Source organism: Nonomuraea sp. NPDC047529 (assembly GCF_040642995.1).
Lineage (GTDB): Bacteria > Actinomycetota > Actinomycetes > Streptosporangiales > Streptosporangiaceae > Nonomuraea.
In genome coordinates this window covers 1-16,963 of sequence record NZ_JBEYTJ010000038.1, presented here as the reverse complement: position 1 = coordinate 16,963, position 16,963 = coordinate 1, and the positions used below count along the sequence as shown (strand labels likewise).

Genomic DNA, 16,963 nt, shown 5'->3' with positions numbered 1-16,963 from the left:
CGGCGGCCTGTCTGGAGGCCGTCGCGGGGGATCTCGGAGGGTCACTTGCCGGACGGCGGGTACGCCTCCGGGTGCTCCTTCGGGTCGGGCATCTGGTCCCAGGACGGGTCGTCGATCACCTTGCAGGGCTTGGCCGGCCCGTCGACCACGAAGCCGCCGAACTGCCACAGCGCCCTGGGCTTCTCGGACCCCGAGGTCTGGTCGTCGTCCTCGGTGAACTCCATGACGGCGGTCTGCCCCGTCTTGATGCGCTTCGGGTCGATCTGCACCTGACCGTTGCCCAACCGGAACGTCTTGGCGTTGGGGCTGTTCTCGATCGCCTTCCTGATCCTCTCGTGGACCGCGGGGTCCTTGCTCTGCAGCTCTTCCTTGGTGAAGGAGGGGCCGGCGTCGGCGGGCGCGCGGTCGGGGGCGCAGCGGGTGCCGGGCTTGAGGTAGGAGACGTCGGCGGGCAGGCCGAACGCCGCCAGGTCCTTCTCCACCTGGACGGGGTCCCGGAACTCGTTGATCTTCAATGTGATCGTGCCGTCGGTGTTCTTGCTGACCGCGTAGGCGGGGGCGTCCGAGCCGTTGAGGAAAGGCGTCGCGACGGCCGCGGCGGCCAGGACGGCGGCCACCGCCGTGCCGGTGAGCAGGCGCCGCCTGGTGCGCCGGCTCCGGGCCCCGTTGCGGGCCTCGATCTCGGCTTTGAGCTCCATCAGTACGTGCTCCCTGAAGTTCATCGGATTCCTTCCATGACGAAGGGGGCCATCTCCGGTACGTCCCTGAGCGCGTGGCGGGCGCGGTGCAACCTGGCGCGGGCGGCTCCCTGCCGGATCCCCAGAGCGGTGGCCGCCTCGCCGATCGTGAGCTGGTCGATGACGACCAGTTCGAGCATCGCGCGGTCACCGTCGGGCAGTCCGGCCATGGCCTGGAAGGCGCCTCTGGCCAGGTTCTCGGCGTCTATGCGTTCCACCAGCTCGGTCATGTCGTCGGGGGCGAGCTGCCGTCGCCCGCCCACCCGATCGGGCAGTCTCGTCTCCTTGAACGCCCGGCGCCGCTCGGCCGGGAGCCTGTTGCGCGCCACGCCGTACAGCCAGGCGATCTCACTGCCGCGTCCGGGCCGATAGGTGTGCGCGGAGTCGAGCACCGCCACGAACACCTCCGCCACCAGGTCGGCGACCGTGTGCGGATCGTCGATCCGGCGTGCGAGGAACGAGGTGATCGCATCGACGTGACGCCGGTAGAAAGCCTAGAAAGCGTCCGGATCTGTGGCGATATCCGGCTGTTTGCGACGCACCGGCCGTGCTCCCTTCGTCGATTACCCCCCTTCTTGGTCAGTAGCCGAGAAAACGTTATGAGAGCTGACAGAACAGACGCCTCGCGCCGCCCGCGTCCGGACACCGAAACCCGGACGACACCCGGCACGACCGTGGCTTATGCTCCTGATGCCACGGCAAACCGTCGGCCATCCCCCAGCAGCGAAGACGGACGGAACGCACGGTGAACCAGCCAGACGTCACCACCACGGTGGACATCGCCATCGCGAACGCCGCGCGCCTGCTCTACAACGCGGAGACGATCACCGACCTGGCGCTGATGGAACGCCTTGAGCGCCTCGCCGACTCCTGGATCTCCATCGCCGAGTTCCTGCACGAGCGTGACAAGAGCTAGCCGCGCGTTGCTACGGTGCCCCGGCATGGGCCACCGAACGAGATCACTGAGCCGGGCGGACGTCACCACGGCGTTGGCCATGACACTCGACGCCGCGGGCGCCGCCGTCCCCTACCGCCTGTGCGGTACGAGCGCGGCGCTCCTGCAAGGCGTCCCCCTGCCGGCCGGGGACATCGACCTGCTGATGCCCGGCCGGGCGGAACTGGACACGTTCGCCGCGGCCCTCTCGGCGTTCCCCCGCCTGCACGCCGCCGCCTGGATGCCGGAGTCGGCGCAGTACTTCGCCAGGTTCGCGGTGAACGGGGTCGAGGTCGAGCTCAGCACCGTCGAGAGGCCGGCCGGTTCGGACGTCCTGGAATGCGTCGGGGAGGGGCCGTGGCGGCATCACGTCCTGGTCGCGTGCGGCTCCCACCAGGTGCCGGCGGTCCGGCTGGAGATCCGGCTGGCCACCGAGCTCCTGCGCGACCGCGCCGACCGGTACGGCCCGATCATCGACCACCTGGGCGTCCACGGCTTCGACCCCGACCTGTTGCGGCGCGCGATGGACGCCTGCGACGTCCCGGCCGCCCGCCGGCAGCCGGTGCAGAACCTTCTCGTCCCGGGCGCCTGACCTCCTGAAACGACGGGGGCCCCGGGGCCTGGGCTTGTGCCCGGTCCCGGAGGCCCCTCTCGCGACTGACGTCAGCTCACGTCCGCGAGAACTTCTTGAACAGGTAGAAGTAGAGCTTGATGTACTGCCCGACGAGGATGCCGTTGATGATGGTGCCCTCGCGGATGAACTGCGGCCCGCCCAGGAAGATCAGCCCGATTCCGGCGGAGACGACCAGCAACGTGCAGTCGAAGGCCGTCTTGATGTTGCCCCACTTGTAGCCCGTCCGCTTGAAGACCGTGTTGACGAACATGTCGACCGGCATGAGCACCAGGTTCGCCCGGATCATCAGGAACAGCCCGAACGCCAACGTCGCGTCCGCGACCACCAGGAGGACGAACTTGGCGGCGTACACGTCCAGCACGATCCAGCTCGTCAGCATCAGGTTCAGGTCGAGGAACGTGGCCAGGACGAGGGCCGGGATCAACGCCAGGAAGTTCCTGAGCTTGAAATCCTTCGGCAGGACGAGATAGGTCAGCAGCAACATCAGCAGCTCAAGGGCGAAGTTGAACGTCCCCTGGCTGACCGAGGGGAAGACCAGCGTCATCGTCCGGGTGAGACTGCTCTGAGGCGAGATGCCGATCCCCGCCCTGATGGCCAGGCTGACCCCCAGGGTCAGCAGGTAGATGCCGGCGCCGTAGGTGATCCAACGCCGCACCAGGCTTCCGGTGTCGACGACTCCGGCCTCTTTTTCATGCTGTAGCACAGTTGCCTCCTTGGCTGTATTGCTGTTCCGGCCGGAGCCTGCCGGATGACGCGGTGTACGCCTCAGACCATGAACCCGAAGCGGTCGAGCGAGATGAAGAGGGTCAGCAGCTTGTTGACGACCGGCTCGCCCTCGTTGTGGTTGCCCAGCTTCTCCAGCGCGGCGTCGATCGACCGGGTCGCGTCGACCAGCTCGGGCAGGTTCATGTTCGCCATGACGCCGTAGATGTCGAGGGGCAGCGCGGCCTTCACCTGCCCGTCCTCGGTCACGACGCAGCCGCCGACGTAGGCGTCGAGCTGCTTGAGGTTGTCGCACATCTCGGCGCTGTCGGTGCCGACCACCACGAAGTAGGCGAAGGGCGCCGGCCAGAACGTCGAGACCGCCCCCCGGTCGATCGAGACGCCCTTGAACAGGCCGTTGACGACATGGCGGGTGCCGTCCGCGTAACGCTGCACGACGGAGATCCGGTTCAGCGTGACCCCGTCCACCTCGGGCACGACGGCGCCGTCCACGAACGGGACCCAGACCTCCTGCGCGAACTTGAGATGACCGCGCCCGTAGACGTCGAAGAGCAGGACCTTGGCCCGGCCGCCGTCCTCGGAGATCTCGATCGGCGTGAGGTCGAGCTGCGCGGGAGCCAGATCGGCCAGGCCCGGCCTGGGCTCCTGGACCATGACCGAATAGTCGAGGTCGACCGGCTTGAGGAGCTTGCGGTCCTTGGCGACCAGCTCGCCACCCTTGAACACGTACCGAGGGTTGATCTTCGACAGGCTGTCGGTGAGCACGATGTCGGCGAAGCGGCCCGGGGCGAGCGAGCCGAAGTCGTGGTCCATGCCGAAGGAGCGCGCGGAGTACAGCGTGCCCATCTTGATCGCCTGGATCGGGTTGAGGCCCATCTCGACGGCCAGGGAGATCACCCAGTCGATGTGCCCCCTGGTCAGCACGCGGTCGACGGAGATGTTGTCGGCGCACATCTGGAAGTTCTCGGCCGGCCAGCGGCGCTTGACGATGGCGCGCAGCATGGTCTTGATCACCTCGGGGCTGCCGACGCCGAACTTGATCTGGGTCTGGAAGCCGTACCGGATGCTCTTCTCGATGTCGTCCTCGTTCCAGACATCGTGGTTGTTGTGCGCGCCGATCGCGGGCATGTAGTTCAGCAACATGTCCGACAGCGCCGTCACACCCCAGTGGCTGTTCACGAAGCCGCCCTTGGCGCGGCCCAGGGCGGACTTGCGGAAGTCGTCCTCGTTGCCCGTCATGTAGGAGAGGTGGGCCAGCTCGCCCAGCCCGATCACCGGGTCCATCTTCAGCATGGCGTCGGTGACCTCGACCGACGTCTTCTTGCCCGGCGCGAAGGCGTAGATCCGGTAGGGCAGCTTCTCGTAGTCCTTGAACAACGCCTCGGCGGCCGCCACGGCCTCGTCGCCCGCCGCGCTGGCGAAGTCCAGGGTCTCGGCGAAAATGGTGGTCGTGCCGCTCGGCACGATCGCCTCCCCGAACGCCGCCGGGTGGGCCAACTGGGCGTCGAAATGCAGGTGCGCGTCGATGAGCCCGGGGATCGCGTAAAGGCCCTCGCCGTCGAACACCTCGCGTACCCGCACGATCGACTCGTCGGGGTTCAGCGCGATGATCCGCTCGTTGTAGACGAGGATCGAACCCTGGTAGACGGTCTCGCTGTGGACGTCCAGAACGCTGAGGTTGCGCAGCAGCAGGTCTGCCTCCCTCTCCCCGTTCAGGATGTCGAAGACCGCCCGCACGTGGTCGTAGTGGACCGAGACCCGGTCCGCCCTACCGGTCTGGCTCGTCTTCTCCTGCTGGAGCATGATTTCCTCGCTTCAATACTCGGCTGTTGCGATTCCGCCGGCGGAACGAGCTCCAAGGACGCGGCTCCGGGATGCCGGCGGCCAGGTCGCGGAGTTGATCAGAGGCCGCCGGGGCCGTGTCGCTCGTACGCGCTGTGGCTATGAAATGGCACCGCACCGTTGCTGACAAGCAGCCGTTTTCGCACGGACTGTACTCTTTTTGCGCACAGTCCAGTTTTCTGCGCACGGTCCGGCCGGCCTGGGAGGCCCGATGCTCCACTCACGCCTGCTGCACTACATCGACGAGGTCGCGCGGTACGGCTCCATCCGGGCCGCCGGGGCAAGGCTCCACGTCGCGCCGTCGGCCATCAACCGGCAGATCCTGCTGCTTGAGGAAGAGCTCGGCGAGCCTCTCTTCGAACGCCTGCCGCGCGGCATGCGGCCCACTCCGGCGGGCGAGCTCCTCCTCGCCCACGTACGGAAGACCCTGCAGGAGTACCGCGAGGCCGTGACGGAGATCCGCGACCTGCAGTCACTGCCGAGCGGCGAGGTGGTGATCGCCACGATGACCGGCCTGGCCAGCAGCATCGTCTCCACCGCCACGGTGAACTTCCACGCCCGCCACCCCGAGGTGCGGATCTCCATCCGCGCGCTGTCCACCCACGAGATCCTGCGCGCGGTGGCGAACAGCGAGGCCGACCTGGGCCTGGGGTTCAACGTCCCGTCCTCGGCGCAGCTCGAACTCTGCTGGCAGATGGACACCCGGCTCGGCGCGGTCATCGCCCCGCATCACCCGCTGGCCCGCCTGGAGTCCATCCCGCTGGCCCAGTGTGCGACCTACCCGCTCATCTTCGCGGACCGCTCGATGGTGATCCACGGCATCATCGCCGACACCTTCGCCGAGGCCGGCCTGAAAGTCGAACCCGCCTTCCACACCAATTCGATCGAGACGATGAAGCGCCTGGCCGCCGCGGGGGAGGCCATCGCCTTTCTCAGCAGGTTCGACATGGCCGAGGAACACCACAACGGCACGCTCGCCTTCCGCCCGGTCCGCGACCGCGCCTTCAGCGACAACATCCTCTCGCTCGTCCGCCGCGAAAAACACGGTCACGGCCTGGCCGGCCTCCTGTTCGCCGACGAAATCATCCAGACCCTGGAATCCGTGGCCCACCCACCCCTCTGACGCCCCGGCTCACCCCGAGTTTCCGCGCGCTGAACGGGGACAAGGTCATCGGCTTGACCCACCCTTGGCGGGTCAGCACCACCTGGGCGGGAATCGGTCGGACCGGATGGACCTCGATCCCTCGCGCCCAGTTCATCAGCAGCCCTTCGGTCCCGCGCAGGTCAACCAAAATGATGGAGACGGGCTGTCCGTCCTCGGCCCAGGCATTCCAGACGGCCCACCCTTCAGGCCGTGGCCCGACCCCCAGCCGGGCACAGACCTCGCCGTATTCGCCCTCCATGCCCACGGGGACGGCATCCGGCCTGAGCACGACGACACCGGCCAGCTTCATCGGCGGCAGCTCCGGATCAAGGCAACCGTCTCCGTCGAAATGGTAGTGACGGATCTGATGGGCCAATTCGCCGACCACCCGCTGAAGCGGTGTCAGATGCGTCACCCGGCCGCCATGGACGAGCCGGCCTTCGTCCAGTGCCGCGTTCACCAGCTCGCGGGCCAGGTGCTCGATGTGGCGAAGATATTCGGGCTCACTCAGCTCTGCTCCGGCCATTCAAAAAATCTGGCATCGGGCACACCGAACCGGCATCCGAATTCTGCGTACGGGCCACGAGGTGCGCACGGATCGGTTGTTCCCGTCGAATTGTCGCAGGTCCCTGTCAGTCTTTCCGCGGGGTATTTGGCGTTTTCATAGGAAAGGGCGTCTTGCGGAAGCCGTCGTCAGGAGTTCGTCCGTACGCCGATCCGGCCGAGCTGGTGGTCGAGGACCGCGACCGCCTCCGTGACGTCCAGTTCGCCGACCAGCACCCCGTCGGCCAGGCCGCGCGCGAGCCCGAGCAGCACGTGAGCCTCGGCCCCCGCGTCGAGGCCCGGTTCCGACGCGGTGGCGGTCACGAGCGCGGCGATCTCGCGGTGGACCGTGTCGCCGCCCGCGCGGTACAGCTCGCGTACGTCGGGGTCGGCGACGGCCGTGGCCAGGAACGCGTGTCCGGCGAGCAGGAGCACGGGCGCGCGAGCGCCCAGCTCGACGACGGCGAGCAGCGTGCGCCGCAGCGTGTCGGCCGGGCTGCCGGCGTCCGGCAGCGCCGCGCGGACATGGCGCTCGATCTCCTGCCTGAGCAGGTGTGCGCCGGCCCGCAGCAGGTCGGCCTTCGCCGGGAAATAGTGCTGCACGAGCCCCTTGGAGACGCCGGCCTCCTGGGCGACCCGCCCGATGCTCACCCCGGCCAGGCCGTCGTGGGCGCACAACCTGAGTGCGGCGTGGGCGATCTCCGCCCGCCGCGCCGCGTGGTCCACCTGCTTCGGCACGGGCCCGCCCCCCTCTTCGCGATACGAGTGTATCGTGACATTTGATGCGATACGATCGTATCGCGAAGGGTGCGAGCGGAGGTCCCGTACGTGAACGATCTTGTGGAACCCAACATCGGAGCCGCGTTCCGCGGGCGGCGGCTCGGCCACTTCCGTGACGCGTCCGCCTTCGCGCGCTACCGGACCGCCTACGACCAGGCCATGGCCCGACTGCCCGAGCCGGATCTGGTCCAGGACGTGGCGACCCAGTTCGGGACCGTCCGGGTCCATCGCTTCGGCGCGGGCGACGGCGTGCCGCTTCTCCTGCTGCCGGGACGCACCGCGTCCACCCCGATGTGGGAGGCGAACCTGGCCGGGCTCGTCGCCCACCGCCCGGTCTACGCGATCGACCTGCTCGGCGAGCCCGGCCTCTCGGTGCAGACGCGGGCGTTCACGACCGCGGCCGACCAGGCGAGCTGGCTGACGGAGCTGCTGGACGGGCTCGGCCTCGACCGGGTGCACCTCTTCGGGGTGTCCATCGGCGGGTGGAGCGCCTTCCATCTCGCCCTGAACGTCCCCGAGAAGATCGCCTCGGTGAGCCTGCTCGATCCCGCCGTGCTCTTCGGCCGGATCACCTGGAAGGTCATCGTCATCTCGCTGGGCTCGGTGGTGCCGTTCTTCCCCGAGTCGTGGCGCAGGAAGCTGTTGAGCTGGATCTCCGGCGGCGCCGACGCCTCCGACGACGAGCCCGTCGCCAACCTGATCTCGGCCGGGATGCGGGACTTCACCGCCTTCCTGCCGCCGCCGACGTACCCCGCGGACGACACGGTGGCCGGACTCGACGTGCCGGTGCTCGCCCTGATCGCCGGGCGCAGCATCATCCACGACCCGCGCAAGGCCGCCCGGCGCGCCCGCCGGCTGCTCGCCAAAGGCGTCGTCGAACTGTGGCCGGACGCCTCCCACGCCATCAACGGCGAGTTCCCCGAGCGCGTCAACGCCCGGGTCCTGACCTTCGTCGACGAGGTCGACCGCACCCGCGAGACGCCGTGACGCACCCGCGCCGGTGAGAGCGAATGGAGGTGAAGGGGCCCCTCAGCCGGACTGCTCGCGCAGCTCCCTGGTCGCCGAGCGGTAGGCGCGGGCGACGCCGGTGAGGATGCCCAGCATCAACGGCACCTGCTCCGGCGGGTAGTCGGCGCGGATCTCGCCCAAATGTCGCTCGGAGGTGATGCGGGTGGCGTGGTACTCGGCCATGCCACCCTCCAGCAGTTCCACGGTGACCATGCGCCGGTCGCGCTCGCCGCGCACCCGCCGTACGTAGCCGGCCTTCTCCAGACGGTCGATGAGCCGGGTCGCGGAGGCGGACGGCAACCCCAGCTCCTCGGAGATGACTCCCACGGGAAGCGGGCCGCGCATCTCCAGCAGGATGAGGGCCGCCACGTCCACGTGGTGCACGCCCAGCCGGTCCGCGATCGCCTCGATGTGCAGCATGACCGCGATCAGGAACTCGCGGAAGACGTCCTCTTCTGGCTGCTTGTCGGTCACTCGGCCCAATGTACTTCACCGCGATGTATCTTTGAATCGAAGTAACTTCGGTTTGGAGATAAAATGGACGTTCTTGTGATCGGGGCCGGAGTGGGTGGCCTGGCCGTGGCGCGGAGCCTGCTGTCCGCCGGCCACCAGGTGCGCATCTTCGAGCAGGCGCCGGCCCTGCGGACGGGCGGTGCCGGCCTGAGCATCTTCAGCAACGGCGCGGCGGTGCTGCACGATCTCGGTGTCAGCCTCGACGGGGTGGGTGGCCGGTTCGACCGGATCGACGCGCTGACGTCCGACGGACGACTGCGGCTCAGCTCCGACATGGCCCATGCGGCCGCGCTCTACGGTTTCCCGAACAAGTCGATCTCCCGCCGCCTTCTGCTGGAACGGCTGTCCGACGGGCTGCCCGGCGACCTGATCGGCTACGGCACGGCCCTCCGGACGGTGAGCCAGGACGGCGACCACGTCACTGCGTCCTTCGACGACGGCTCGACGATCACGGCGGACCTGCTCATCGGGGCCGACGGCCACCACTCGGTCGTCCGGCGCGAGCTGTGGGGCGACGTCCCCATCCGGACGGCCACCTTCGGCACCTGGCAGGCCCTGAGCCCGATCGACATCGACCTCACCCGCACCCACCTCCACCTCATGATCACCGGGCGAGAGGGCGCGTGCGGCATGATCCCCGCCGGGGACGGCAAACTCCAGTGGTGGTTCGACGTGCGCTGGTCCCCGGGCGAGCCGCGCCCCGCCGCACCCCTGGCCGAGCTCAGGCGCCGCTTCGGCCACTGGGCGTCGCCCGTCCCCGAGCTGCTCGCCCAGGCGTCCGAGGACGACCTCGACTTCTTCGGGCATCACTGGCAGAAGGTGCGCCGGGAGTGGGGCAAGGGCCGCGTCACCCTGCTCGGCGACGCCGCCCATCTCATGCCGCCCACCCTCGGACAGGGCGCCAACCAGACCCTTGAGGACGTGTGGGTGCTCGGGCGCGAGCTCGCCAAGGGCGGCGACCCGGCGGAACGGCTACGCGCCTACGAGCGGGCCCGCTACCCGCACGTCAACCTGGTGTCCAGGATGGCCAGGCGCAGCCCGGCCAACTGGCGCATCCCGCCGTTCATCGGCCGGATGGTGCCCGAGACGTCCCAGAGCGGGATGCTCGCCCGCTTCAGCAACCGTCTCACGGCCCTCGCAGGCTGAGAGCGGGGATGCGCCGCTGCCCGCGTTCACCTCCTGGCGGGGAAGGCGGCACGCAGCGACGAACCGCGGGTGATGAGGGCGACCCCGCCCAGAGCCGGCGCGGACAGGCCCTGGAGCACGGCGTACCAGGCCGGGCACAGGCCGGGGATCAGGTCGACGGCGACGATCGCGATGGGCAGGGTGGCCGACAGGGTGCGTACGCGGTCGAAATCCTTGTACGACCCCTGCGAGGCGCGGACGGTCATGCGGTGGATCAGCGGGGCGACCGCGACCATGATCACTCCCCTGATCCACATGAACGCCGACGCCTCCTGCCCGGCGAACGTCGTCACGGCGACCACCCCCAGGACGATGACACCGACGACGCCGAAGAGCGTGACGCACTTGTTCATCGTGGCGAAGGCGTCCTGGGTGCGGGCCTCGCCGAGGGGCGCCGTAGCGGTCGTGCTGAGGCCGGTGTTCGCCATGGTCGTTCTCCTCCGTGTCGTTGTGTCAACGATGCTAGGAAGAGGGGATTCGGCCCGGTATGCGGCTGGCCGTACGGATGGGTGGGCCTGGACCCACTCCCGGATCGGCTAACCGTCCTGCGCGGCCTCCTGGACCCGTGCCACGGCCAGCTCGGCCGCGGTCCTGGTCAGTGCGGGGTCGAACTCGCCGACGTTGCCGTCGTGCTCCAACGCGATCAGGACGTTCCCGACCCGGACGATCACGATGTCGATCGCGATCATCATGCCTGACATGTGGGAATCCGACTCCAGCTTGCTGTTCACGAGCCCGCTGCGGAACCTGATCCCGTAGGCGCCGTCCCCGAGCCGGCCGATCGACAGCCTGCGGATGATCTCCCTGGAGGCGCCGGTCCTGATCGTGATCCTGCCGCAATGGCGGATCACGGCCTTGGCCGCGCGTTCCAGGGCGGACAGCTCACGGGAGGTGCCGCTCACGATGTACTCGCTGATCCCCTCCCACCTGTCCGTGTGCTTCAGCGCTGTCGAGACCTTGGTCCGATAGACCGGGACGAGTTTTTTGACGGCTGTGGCGCAGGGCTTCGTGTGGCTGAATTCGGGGTGCAGAAGTCCTCGGGTGCGGAATCCGCGACGGGCGAACTCGTCTCCGAGGTCCTCGGGGGCGAGAAGCGCGGCCCTGGACGGGGCCGCGGACAAGTCGTGGGCCATCGCGGGGGCGGGCACCAATAGCGTCCCGCATAAAAGGGCGGCCAGGAGAAAGGATCGCATCGTCGTCACGCCGGCCACATTAGATGCGTCGGCCGACGAAGGGAGAGGTGTTCGCCCGGCAGGAGAGCACCCGGGCGCGGCACGCTCCAGTTTCGACAGCGCCCGTGCCACGAGCCGGGCGCACCGGCGTGCCGTCCGGTGCTCTGTCGTATCGGGTGCCGACGAGCATCCAACGAGCAGCCATGGGACGGGTGTCATCCCTTGGCCATGCGCACTCTCATTCCATTGGCCGGCCGGGATGCATGATCCATCCGCTGGCGTCATGACCGGCCGGTCGGGCAGGGGCCAGGTGAATCTCGACGGCTCGGATCGCTGATTGCCGGGTCCGGAAGTCGCCGGTCACTCGGCCATGAGGCCCGCGTCGGGTGGCGCGGTGCGGGCAACAGCGCAGTTGAACCTGGAACTTGCAGGTCAAGGCGGCGATGGCGCGCGGATGATGTCGGCGTTGGCGGGGGGCATGCGCAGCACGACGGCACATGTGCTAGATTGGGATCAGTTGCAGTTGTGGTACCCATAAAGACTTGTGTGCACCTGACGGTATGTAGCCTCAGGTGCATTTTTTGTTCTCCGGTCATTTCCGGGTGTGTGGTCCTATCGCGGCGACGCGGAATCCGTTCGTTGCGGATTTCGGCTTTGCACCCATCGAAGGAGATCAACATGGCTTCTGGCACCGTGAAGTGGTTCAACGCGGAAAAGGGCTTCGGCTTCATCGAGCAGGACGGCGGCGGCGCCGACGTCTTTGCGCACTACTCCAACATCGTCGCCAACGGTGGCTACCGTGAGCTGCGCGAGGGCCAGAAGGTGGCCTTCGACGTCACGCAGGGCCAGAAGGGCCCGCAGGCCGAGAACATCGTTCCCGCCTGACACCGCGCACCACGTAGCCGGGGCCCGCGCCGCAGGGTGCGGTCCCCGGCGCGTTGCTTTTGTGGCATCCATCGTGCCGTGATGACCTCACAACCCGAGAAGCACAGCATGTCTGTTCTTCCGCCGCACACCGGATGCACCACCGATGGCTCCGGTTCGGGCATAGGCCCGCTCCAGTTCCAGGGCGCCGCATCACAGCCGCGTTCTTCCCGGCGAAGGCCGACCATTTCGACGTACGAGCCCAGGCTGTTTCCGCCGGTTCGACTCGTCTTTCTTCGGCTCGTGCTAGCTGTTCTTGTGCCGCTCATCGCGCCGAGGATCCTGACACGTGCCGCATCGAGGAAGGTTCTGCATGAACCACGCAACTCGCGCGCACGATCGCAACTCTTCGCCCCGTACGGGCGGCTTCGCCCGAAGCAGGGGCGGCCGATTCAGCTCTCCGGCTCAGGGCCGTTCAGGCGCCTCCAACCGGTCCGGCAACGGGCGGCGTCCCGCCGCGCTCCAGAGAGAGTTCGCGCTGCCGGTCACCGTAACCCCGGCCCTGCCGGCAGCCGCGACATTCGCTGAGCTGAGCATGCCGCCCGCACTGCTCAAGGTGCTCAGCGGCCTGGGCGTGAACGAACCGTTCCCCATCCAGGCGGCCACGCTGCCGAACTCCCTGGCCGGCCGGGACGTCCTGGGACGGGGGCGCACCGGGTCGGGCAAGACACTCGCCTTCGGCCTGGCCCTGCTCGTCCGCACCTCCGGACAGCGCGCACAATCGCGGCGACCGCTTGCCCTGATCCTCGTCCCCACCAGGGAACTGGCCCAGCAGGTCACCGATGCGCTCACGCCGTACGCCCAAGCACTGAAGCTGCGGCTGGCCACGGTCGTCGGCGGCATGTCGATCAGCCGCCAGGCCCATGCGCTGCGCAACGGTGCCGAGGTCGTCATCGCGACCCCGGGACGGCTCAGGGATCTCATCGAGCGCGGCGACTGCAGCCTGGACCAGGTCGGCATCACCGTGCTGGATGAGGCCGACCAGATGGCCGACATGGGCTTCATGCCGCAGATCACCCACCTGCTCGACCAGGTGCGCCCAGATGGCCAGCGGATGCTGTTCTCCGCCACTTTGGACCGCAACGTCGATCTGCTGGTCCGCCGCTATCTGAGCGACCCGGTGGTCCATTCGGTCGACCCCTCGGCGGGCGCGGTCACCACGATGGAGCACCACGTGCTGCACATCCAGGGTGCCGACAAGCAGGCCACCACTATGGAGATCGCTGCTCGCGACGGTCGGGTGATCATGTTCCTGGACACCAAGCACGCTGTGGACCGGCTCACCGAACAGTTGCTGAACAGCGGAGTGCGCGCCGCCGCGCTGCACGGAGGCAAGTCCCAGCCCCAGCGCACCCGCACCCTCGCCCAGTTCAAGAGCGGCCACGTCACGGCGCTGGTGGCGACCAACGTCGCGGCCCGCGGCATCCACGTCGACAACCTGGACCTCGTCGTCAACGTCGACCCGCCGAGCGACCACAAGGACTACCTGCACCGCGGCGGCCGCACCGCCCGCGCCGGCGAGTCCGGCAGCGTCGTCACCCTGGTGCTGCCCAATCAGCGCCGTGACATGACCCGCTTGATGGCCGACGCCGGTATCGTCCCGCAGACCAGCGAGGTCCGTTCGGGCGAGGCCGAGCTGAGGCGTATCACGGGCGCCCAGGCTCCCTCAGGCATCCCCGTGACCATCACAGCACCGGTTGTCAGTCGTCGGTCGGGACGGAACGGCAGACGATTCCGGTAGCAGCGGATGGGGCTCGCCCAAGGCCAGGTGGTCAAGGCTTTTGGGCTGTTGGCAGGAGTGCTGAAGAGATTGGCCGGGCGGTGTGGATACCCGGCCCGATCTTGCAGATGAGTTGGCTGCCGGCCCAGCGAGACAGTTGCCGGTCCATGGTGTCGAGGGTGACATCGCGGAGGTGGCGGGCGATGTCCCGGCCTGGTCAGGGGCGGTCGGGGTCATGGTGGAGCAGGGCCAGGACCTGTTGTGTCTGCGGCGCTCGGCCGGGTCGATGGACGACCGGCTCAAGGTCGAGCGCTGAACGAAGCCGTCCGGGAAGACCTGATCCGCGACAACCCGGCACGCGGGCTACGGCTACCGTCACCCCGCCACGTCTACCCGGTGGTGTGGACTCTCCGGCGGGTGGTCGCGTGGAGGCGCACCGACGAGCGCCCCGCCGTGGCCGTGTGTCGAGCAACTGACCGAGTTCCTCACCTTCGTCCGCGATGACCGGCTGTTCGCGCTGTGGTGGCTGATCGCTCTGCGCGGTCTGCGGCGCGCCGAGGTGGCCGGCCTGCGCTGGATCGATCTCGACACCGACCGACGAACTACCCTTGCCTGCCAGCTCGTCCACACCGACCACGGCCTGTCGCCGTGCCCGCCACCTCTCGACCGAAGCCGCAGCCCGCATGGGCCGTGCACTCTGGGGATGACTGCAACTCGAAGGGCAACCGGGCGGGCTTCTTGATCATGAAGATCGAGGAGTCCGCCCAGGTCGTTGAGGTAGGGCGCCCGGGGCTCGAACCCGGAACCTACGGATTAAAGTCGCGAGCTTTTATGTCGCGAACAATCTTGGCGTATTCGATTGTGTCGCTCTGCCGCGTTATGCCGCCCGGAAAATACCCAGGCCTGTCGCCCAATGTCTACGCGTGTCGCTGACCGAAGAGCACGTGGCGAGCACGGAACACCGGGTCGGCGGCCGATCGCTGATATGGGTCAGCTCTGGTCGGTTCTTGCTCTGCTGACGATGGTTGACAGGTGGCCGCGGTAAGTAGCGCCGAGCCTGGTCACCTCGCCGACGAACGTTCCTCGGCCTTCAGTCATCTGGCTGACCCAGTTCTCGGGAAGCAACACTCGTTCGCCGACCGTGAGGGGTGGCTGTCCACGCCACCGATAGGCGTATTTGCCGACCTCGACGACCTGGTCGCCGTTGATCTCGTAGTAGCGCTGGGCGTCGTCGAGATGCTGCTCCAGTTCGGCGACACGCCGCCGAAGTCGCTCGATCTCCTGCCGGGCCGTCGAGCGTCCGCTGTCATGCCCGCCGGAGTGCCCCTCCCGCCGGCCGCGCTGGTACGCCTCGGACAGGGCCCGTTCATGGTCGGTGATGTGAATACCGCACGCCACGTCGGATCCGTAGACGCGTTGTTTGCACGGGCTGCCCGAACGGGTCGGGCGCCCGCACAGTCGGACTTCGAACGTTCGCTCGCTCATCGCCCACCTACTTGTCCCATAGATGAACCGACAGCACCCGGATTCCCGTTTCCCTTTACGGGCTGGGCCGTTCCCATGTGCCGTTGGCGGAGACCCGGTTCAACGGCTGTCACATGGGTCGCCTTCATATCACCGAATTGATCGATCTCGTAGTTGTTCGCTCCATCCTTTGGATGAGCGCTTCGAGCGCTGCGCCAGATGGAGCCGCCGCACGATCGCCTCGGACGCCGAGGTGATCCGCTCCTGCGCCGTCACCGGCAACGCCAGCACTTGAGCGGGCTCGACGCCGCCGGATGGGTATTCACTTGCGGGGACAGCGATCAGTGAGACGCGACCACTGAGCGGCGCCTCCGCGGCCGCGCAGCGGACGCCTCGAAATCCGTGTCAATCCACCGGGTTGCTGCCCCCGGTTGTCAGGTGCCGGGGTGATAGATCAGGTGCAGGACGCCGGTGGCGAAGGTGGCCGAGTGGACCAGTCGCAGCGGGGTCGGACCGTCGTCGGCGAAGAGCCGCTCCCCCTGGCCGAGGACGACCGGGTGGATGAGGAGGTGCAGTTCGTCGAGCAGGTTGTCGCGTAGCAGCGATCGCACCAGGGTCAGGCTGCCGCTGATGGTGATGTGCCGGTCCGGCCCCTGTTTGAGGGCGGCGAGTTCGTCGGAGACCGGGCCGGGGATGACGGTGGTGTTCTGCCAGGCCGGTGATGTCAGCGTGGTCGAGGCCACCAGCTTGGGCATCGAGTTGATCCGGTCGGCGAACGGCACCTCGCCGCCTCTGCCGGGCCAGGAGGCGGCGAACACCTCGTAGGTCCTGCGTCCGAGCAGGAGGATGTCGGCTTCGTCGAGCTGGCCGGAGACGGCCGCGGCCATCTCCTCGTCGTAGTAGGGGAAGTGCCACTGCTCGGGGGCTTCCACGACACCGTCCAGCGACACGAACAGTTGCGAGACGATGGTGCTCATGCTGTGGCCTCGGTGAAGAACGCGGCGAGCGCGGGGGCGATGGCCTCGGGGTCCACGTTGTGCGGCTGACCGGTGAGGGTGGCCCGCCGGACGTCCGGCAGCAGGTCGGCCACGGCCTGCGCCGTGCTGCTGATCCACGGGATCGTCTCGCCGTCGATCACCAGGGTGGGGGCCGTGACGCCGGTCAGCCGATCGGCGGGCAGGGAGAAGTCGCCGGTGATGGTGGCGTCGTAGACGAGCGTGTGGGCCACGGCCTCCATCGCCGGCCAGCCCGGGAAGTCACGCATCGGGGCCACGTACTCGGCCGGGATGCCGACCGCGGCGGTGAGGAACAGCTCGCACATGTCGCCCCGGCGGCCCTCGGCCAGCAGCGCCACGAGCTGTTCGCGGTAGTCGGCCGGCACCGGCGTACGGGTGCCGGGCAGGATGTAGGGAACCTCCCACACCGCCAGCCTGTCGACGGCGAGCCCGCGGGCGGCGGCCTCCAGGGCGATGATGCCACCGCCGGAGGTGCCGTACAGGTGCGCCGACCCGCCCGCCGCGGTGATGAGCGCCTCGATGTCCTCGTACTCGCGGTCCACCGCGTAGGGGGCGGTGTCACCGCTGTCGCCACGGCCGCGCCGGTCGTAGTTGTAGACGGTCAGGTCCTTGGCCAGCAGCTCG

19 protein-coding genes and 1 pseudogene are annotated in these 16,963 nt (G+C 68.2%); 8 read left to right on the top strand and 12 right to left on the bottom strand.

The features are described from left to right. Positions 1 to 41 precede the first annotated feature (41 nt). Positions 42 to 722: a hypothetical protein gene (locus ABZ815_RS41025; RefSeq protein ID WP_357706787.1), complete on the bottom strand. Its 681-nt coding sequence runs from the start codon at positions 720 to 722 to the stop codon at positions 42 to 44. Next, positions 719 to 1,216, bottom strand: a pseudogene (locus ABZ815_RS41020) (sigma-70 family RNA polymerase sigma factor); the annotation flags it as partial. The pseudogene ABZ815_RS41020 and the gene ABZ815_RS41025, both read right to left, overlap by 4 nt. A gap of 266 nt (positions 1,217 to 1,482) precedes the next feature. Between ABZ815_RS41020 and ABZ815_RS41015 the strand changes: the two are divergent. Beyond that, entirely contained in the window at positions 1,483 to 1,653 is a 171-nt protein-coding gene (locus ABZ815_RS41015; RefSeq protein ID WP_357706786.1) for a hypothetical protein, read from the top strand. Positions 1,654 to 1,678: 25 nt separating this feature from the next. After that, positions 1,679 to 2,263 (top strand): hypothetical protein, encoded by a 585-nt coding sequence (locus ABZ815_RS41010; protein WP_357706785.1) that lies wholly within the window; start codon positions 1,679 to 1,681, stop codon positions 2,261 to 2,263. Positions 2,264 to 2,339: 76 nt separating this feature from the next. Here the strand turns inward: ABZ815_RS41010 and ABZ815_RS41005 are convergent, their stop codons facing one another. Both ABZ815_RS41005 and ABZ815_RS41000 read right to left on the bottom strand, forming a co-directional pair. After that, on the bottom strand, positions 2,340 to 3,008 hold the full coding sequence (locus ABZ815_RS41005; RefSeq protein ID WP_357706784.1) for a DUF6198 family protein: 669 nt from the start codon (positions 3,006 to 3,008) through the stop codon (positions 2,340 to 2,342). 62 nt (positions 3,009 to 3,070) lie between these two features. Beyond that, a complete protein-coding gene (locus ABZ815_RS41000; RefSeq protein WP_357706782.1) occupies positions 3,071 to 4,831 on the bottom strand; it encodes an adenine deaminase C-terminal domain-containing protein in 1,761 nt (586 codons plus the stop codon). A 250-nt stretch (positions 4,832 to 5,081) separates the two neighbouring features. Between ABZ815_RS41000 and ABZ815_RS40995 the strand changes: the two genes are divergently transcribed. Next, positions 5,082 to 5,993 (top strand): LysR substrate-binding domain-containing protein, encoded by a 912-nt coding sequence (locus tag ABZ815_RS40995; protein WP_357706781.1) that lies wholly within the window; start codon positions 5,082 to 5,084, stop codon positions 5,991 to 5,993. Here the strand turns inward: ABZ815_RS40995 and ABZ815_RS40990 are convergent. Together ABZ815_RS40990 and ABZ815_RS40985 are read right to left on the bottom strand one after the other, a co-directional pair. Then, complete coding sequence (locus ABZ815_RS40990; RefSeq protein ID WP_357706779.1) at positions 5,953 to 6,540, bottom strand: hypothetical protein; 588 nt, start codon at positions 6,538 to 6,540, stop codon at positions 5,953 to 5,955. The two genes, ABZ815_RS40995 and ABZ815_RS40990, sit on opposite strands and share 41 nt — an antisense overlap. Before the next feature lie 167 nt (positions 6,541 to 6,707). Then, positions 6,708 to 7,295, bottom strand: a complete 588-nt coding sequence (locus ABZ815_RS40985) for a TetR family transcriptional regulator (RefSeq protein WP_357706777.1) — start codon at positions 7,293 to 7,295, stop codon at positions 6,708 to 6,710. Between the two features lie 90 nt (positions 7,296 to 7,385). On the opposite strand from ABZ815_RS40985, the gene ABZ815_RS40980 reads away from it, so the two are divergent. Beyond that, positions 7,386 to 8,324: an alpha/beta fold hydrolase gene (locus ABZ815_RS40980; RefSeq protein WP_357706776.1), complete on the top strand. Its 939-nt coding sequence runs from the start codon at positions 7,386 to 7,388 to the stop codon at positions 8,322 to 8,324. 42 nt (positions 8,325 to 8,366) lie between these two features. Here ABZ815_RS40980 and ABZ815_RS40975 read toward each other — a convergent pair whose 3' ends face one another. Continuing rightward, positions 8,367 to 8,819 (bottom strand): MarR family transcriptional regulator, encoded by a 453-nt coding sequence (locus tag ABZ815_RS40975; protein WP_357706774.1) that lies wholly within the window; start codon positions 8,817 to 8,819, stop codon positions 8,367 to 8,369. 63 nt (positions 8,820 to 8,882) lie between these two features. Here ABZ815_RS40975 and ABZ815_RS40970 point away from each other — a divergent pair, with 63 nt between their 5' ends. Further along, complete coding sequence (locus ABZ815_RS40970; RefSeq protein ID WP_357706772.1) at positions 8,883 to 10,004, top strand: FAD-dependent monooxygenase; 1,122 nt, start codon at positions 8,883 to 8,885, stop codon at positions 10,002 to 10,004. Positions 10,005 to 10,030: 26 nt separating this feature from the next. Here the strand turns inward: ABZ815_RS40970 and ABZ815_RS40965 are convergent, their stop codons facing one another. Together ABZ815_RS40965 and ABZ815_RS40960 are read right to left on the bottom strand one after the other, a co-directional pair. Next, complete coding sequence (locus tag ABZ815_RS40965) at positions 10,031 to 10,471, bottom strand: hypothetical protein (RefSeq protein ID WP_357706771.1); 441 nt, start codon at positions 10,469 to 10,471, stop codon at positions 10,031 to 10,033. Between the two features lie 108 nt (positions 10,472 to 10,579). After that, positions 10,580 to 10,945: a hypothetical protein gene (locus ABZ815_RS40960; protein WP_357706770.1), complete on the bottom strand. Its 366-nt coding sequence runs from the start codon at positions 10,943 to 10,945 to the stop codon at positions 10,580 to 10,582. A gap of 948 nt (positions 10,946 to 11,893) precedes the next feature. On the opposite strand from ABZ815_RS40960, the gene ABZ815_RS40955 reads away from it, so the two are divergent. From ABZ815_RS40955 to ABZ815_RS40945, 3 genes are all read left to right on the top strand, one after another. Beyond that, entirely contained in the window at positions 11,894 to 12,100 is a 207-nt protein-coding gene (locus tag ABZ815_RS40955) for a cold-shock protein (protein WP_020545593.1), read from the top strand. Positions 12,101 to 12,452: 352 nt separating this feature from the next. Next, the gene (locus ABZ815_RS40950; protein WP_357706769.1) at positions 12,453 to 13,880 is read left to right on the top strand and encodes a DEAD/DEAH box helicase; all 1,428 of its coding nucleotides are present in this window, start codon (positions 12,453 to 12,455) and stop codon (positions 13,878 to 13,880) included. A gap of 172 nt (positions 13,881 to 14,052) precedes the next feature. After that, positions 14,053 to 14,175 carry a hypothetical protein gene (locus ABZ815_RS40945; RefSeq protein ID WP_357706768.1) on the top strand — a complete coding sequence of 41 codons (123 nt, stop codon included), beginning with the start codon at positions 14,053 to 14,055 and terminating at the stop codon, positions 14,173 to 14,175. Between the two features lie 674 nt (positions 14,176 to 14,849). Here the strand turns inward: ABZ815_RS40945 and ABZ815_RS40940 are convergent. From ABZ815_RS40940 to ABZ815_RS40930, 3 genes are all read right to left on the bottom strand, one after another. Then, complete coding sequence (locus ABZ815_RS40940; RefSeq protein WP_357706767.1) at positions 14,850 to 15,344, bottom strand: hypothetical protein; 495 nt, start codon at positions 15,342 to 15,344, stop codon at positions 14,850 to 14,852. Positions 15,345 to 15,757: 413 nt separating this feature from the next. Beyond that, on the bottom strand, positions 15,758 to 16,300 hold the full coding sequence (locus tag ABZ815_RS40935; RefSeq protein WP_357706766.1) for a dihydrofolate reductase family protein: 543 nt from the start codon (positions 16,298 to 16,300) through the stop codon (positions 15,758 to 15,760). Then, positions 16,297 to 16,963, bottom strand: a 667-nt coding sequence (locus tag ABZ815_RS40930) for an alpha/beta hydrolase (RefSeq protein ID WP_357706765.1), incomplete at its 5' end; no start/stop codon positions are given. The genes ABZ815_RS40930 and ABZ815_RS40935, both read right to left, overlap by 4 nt.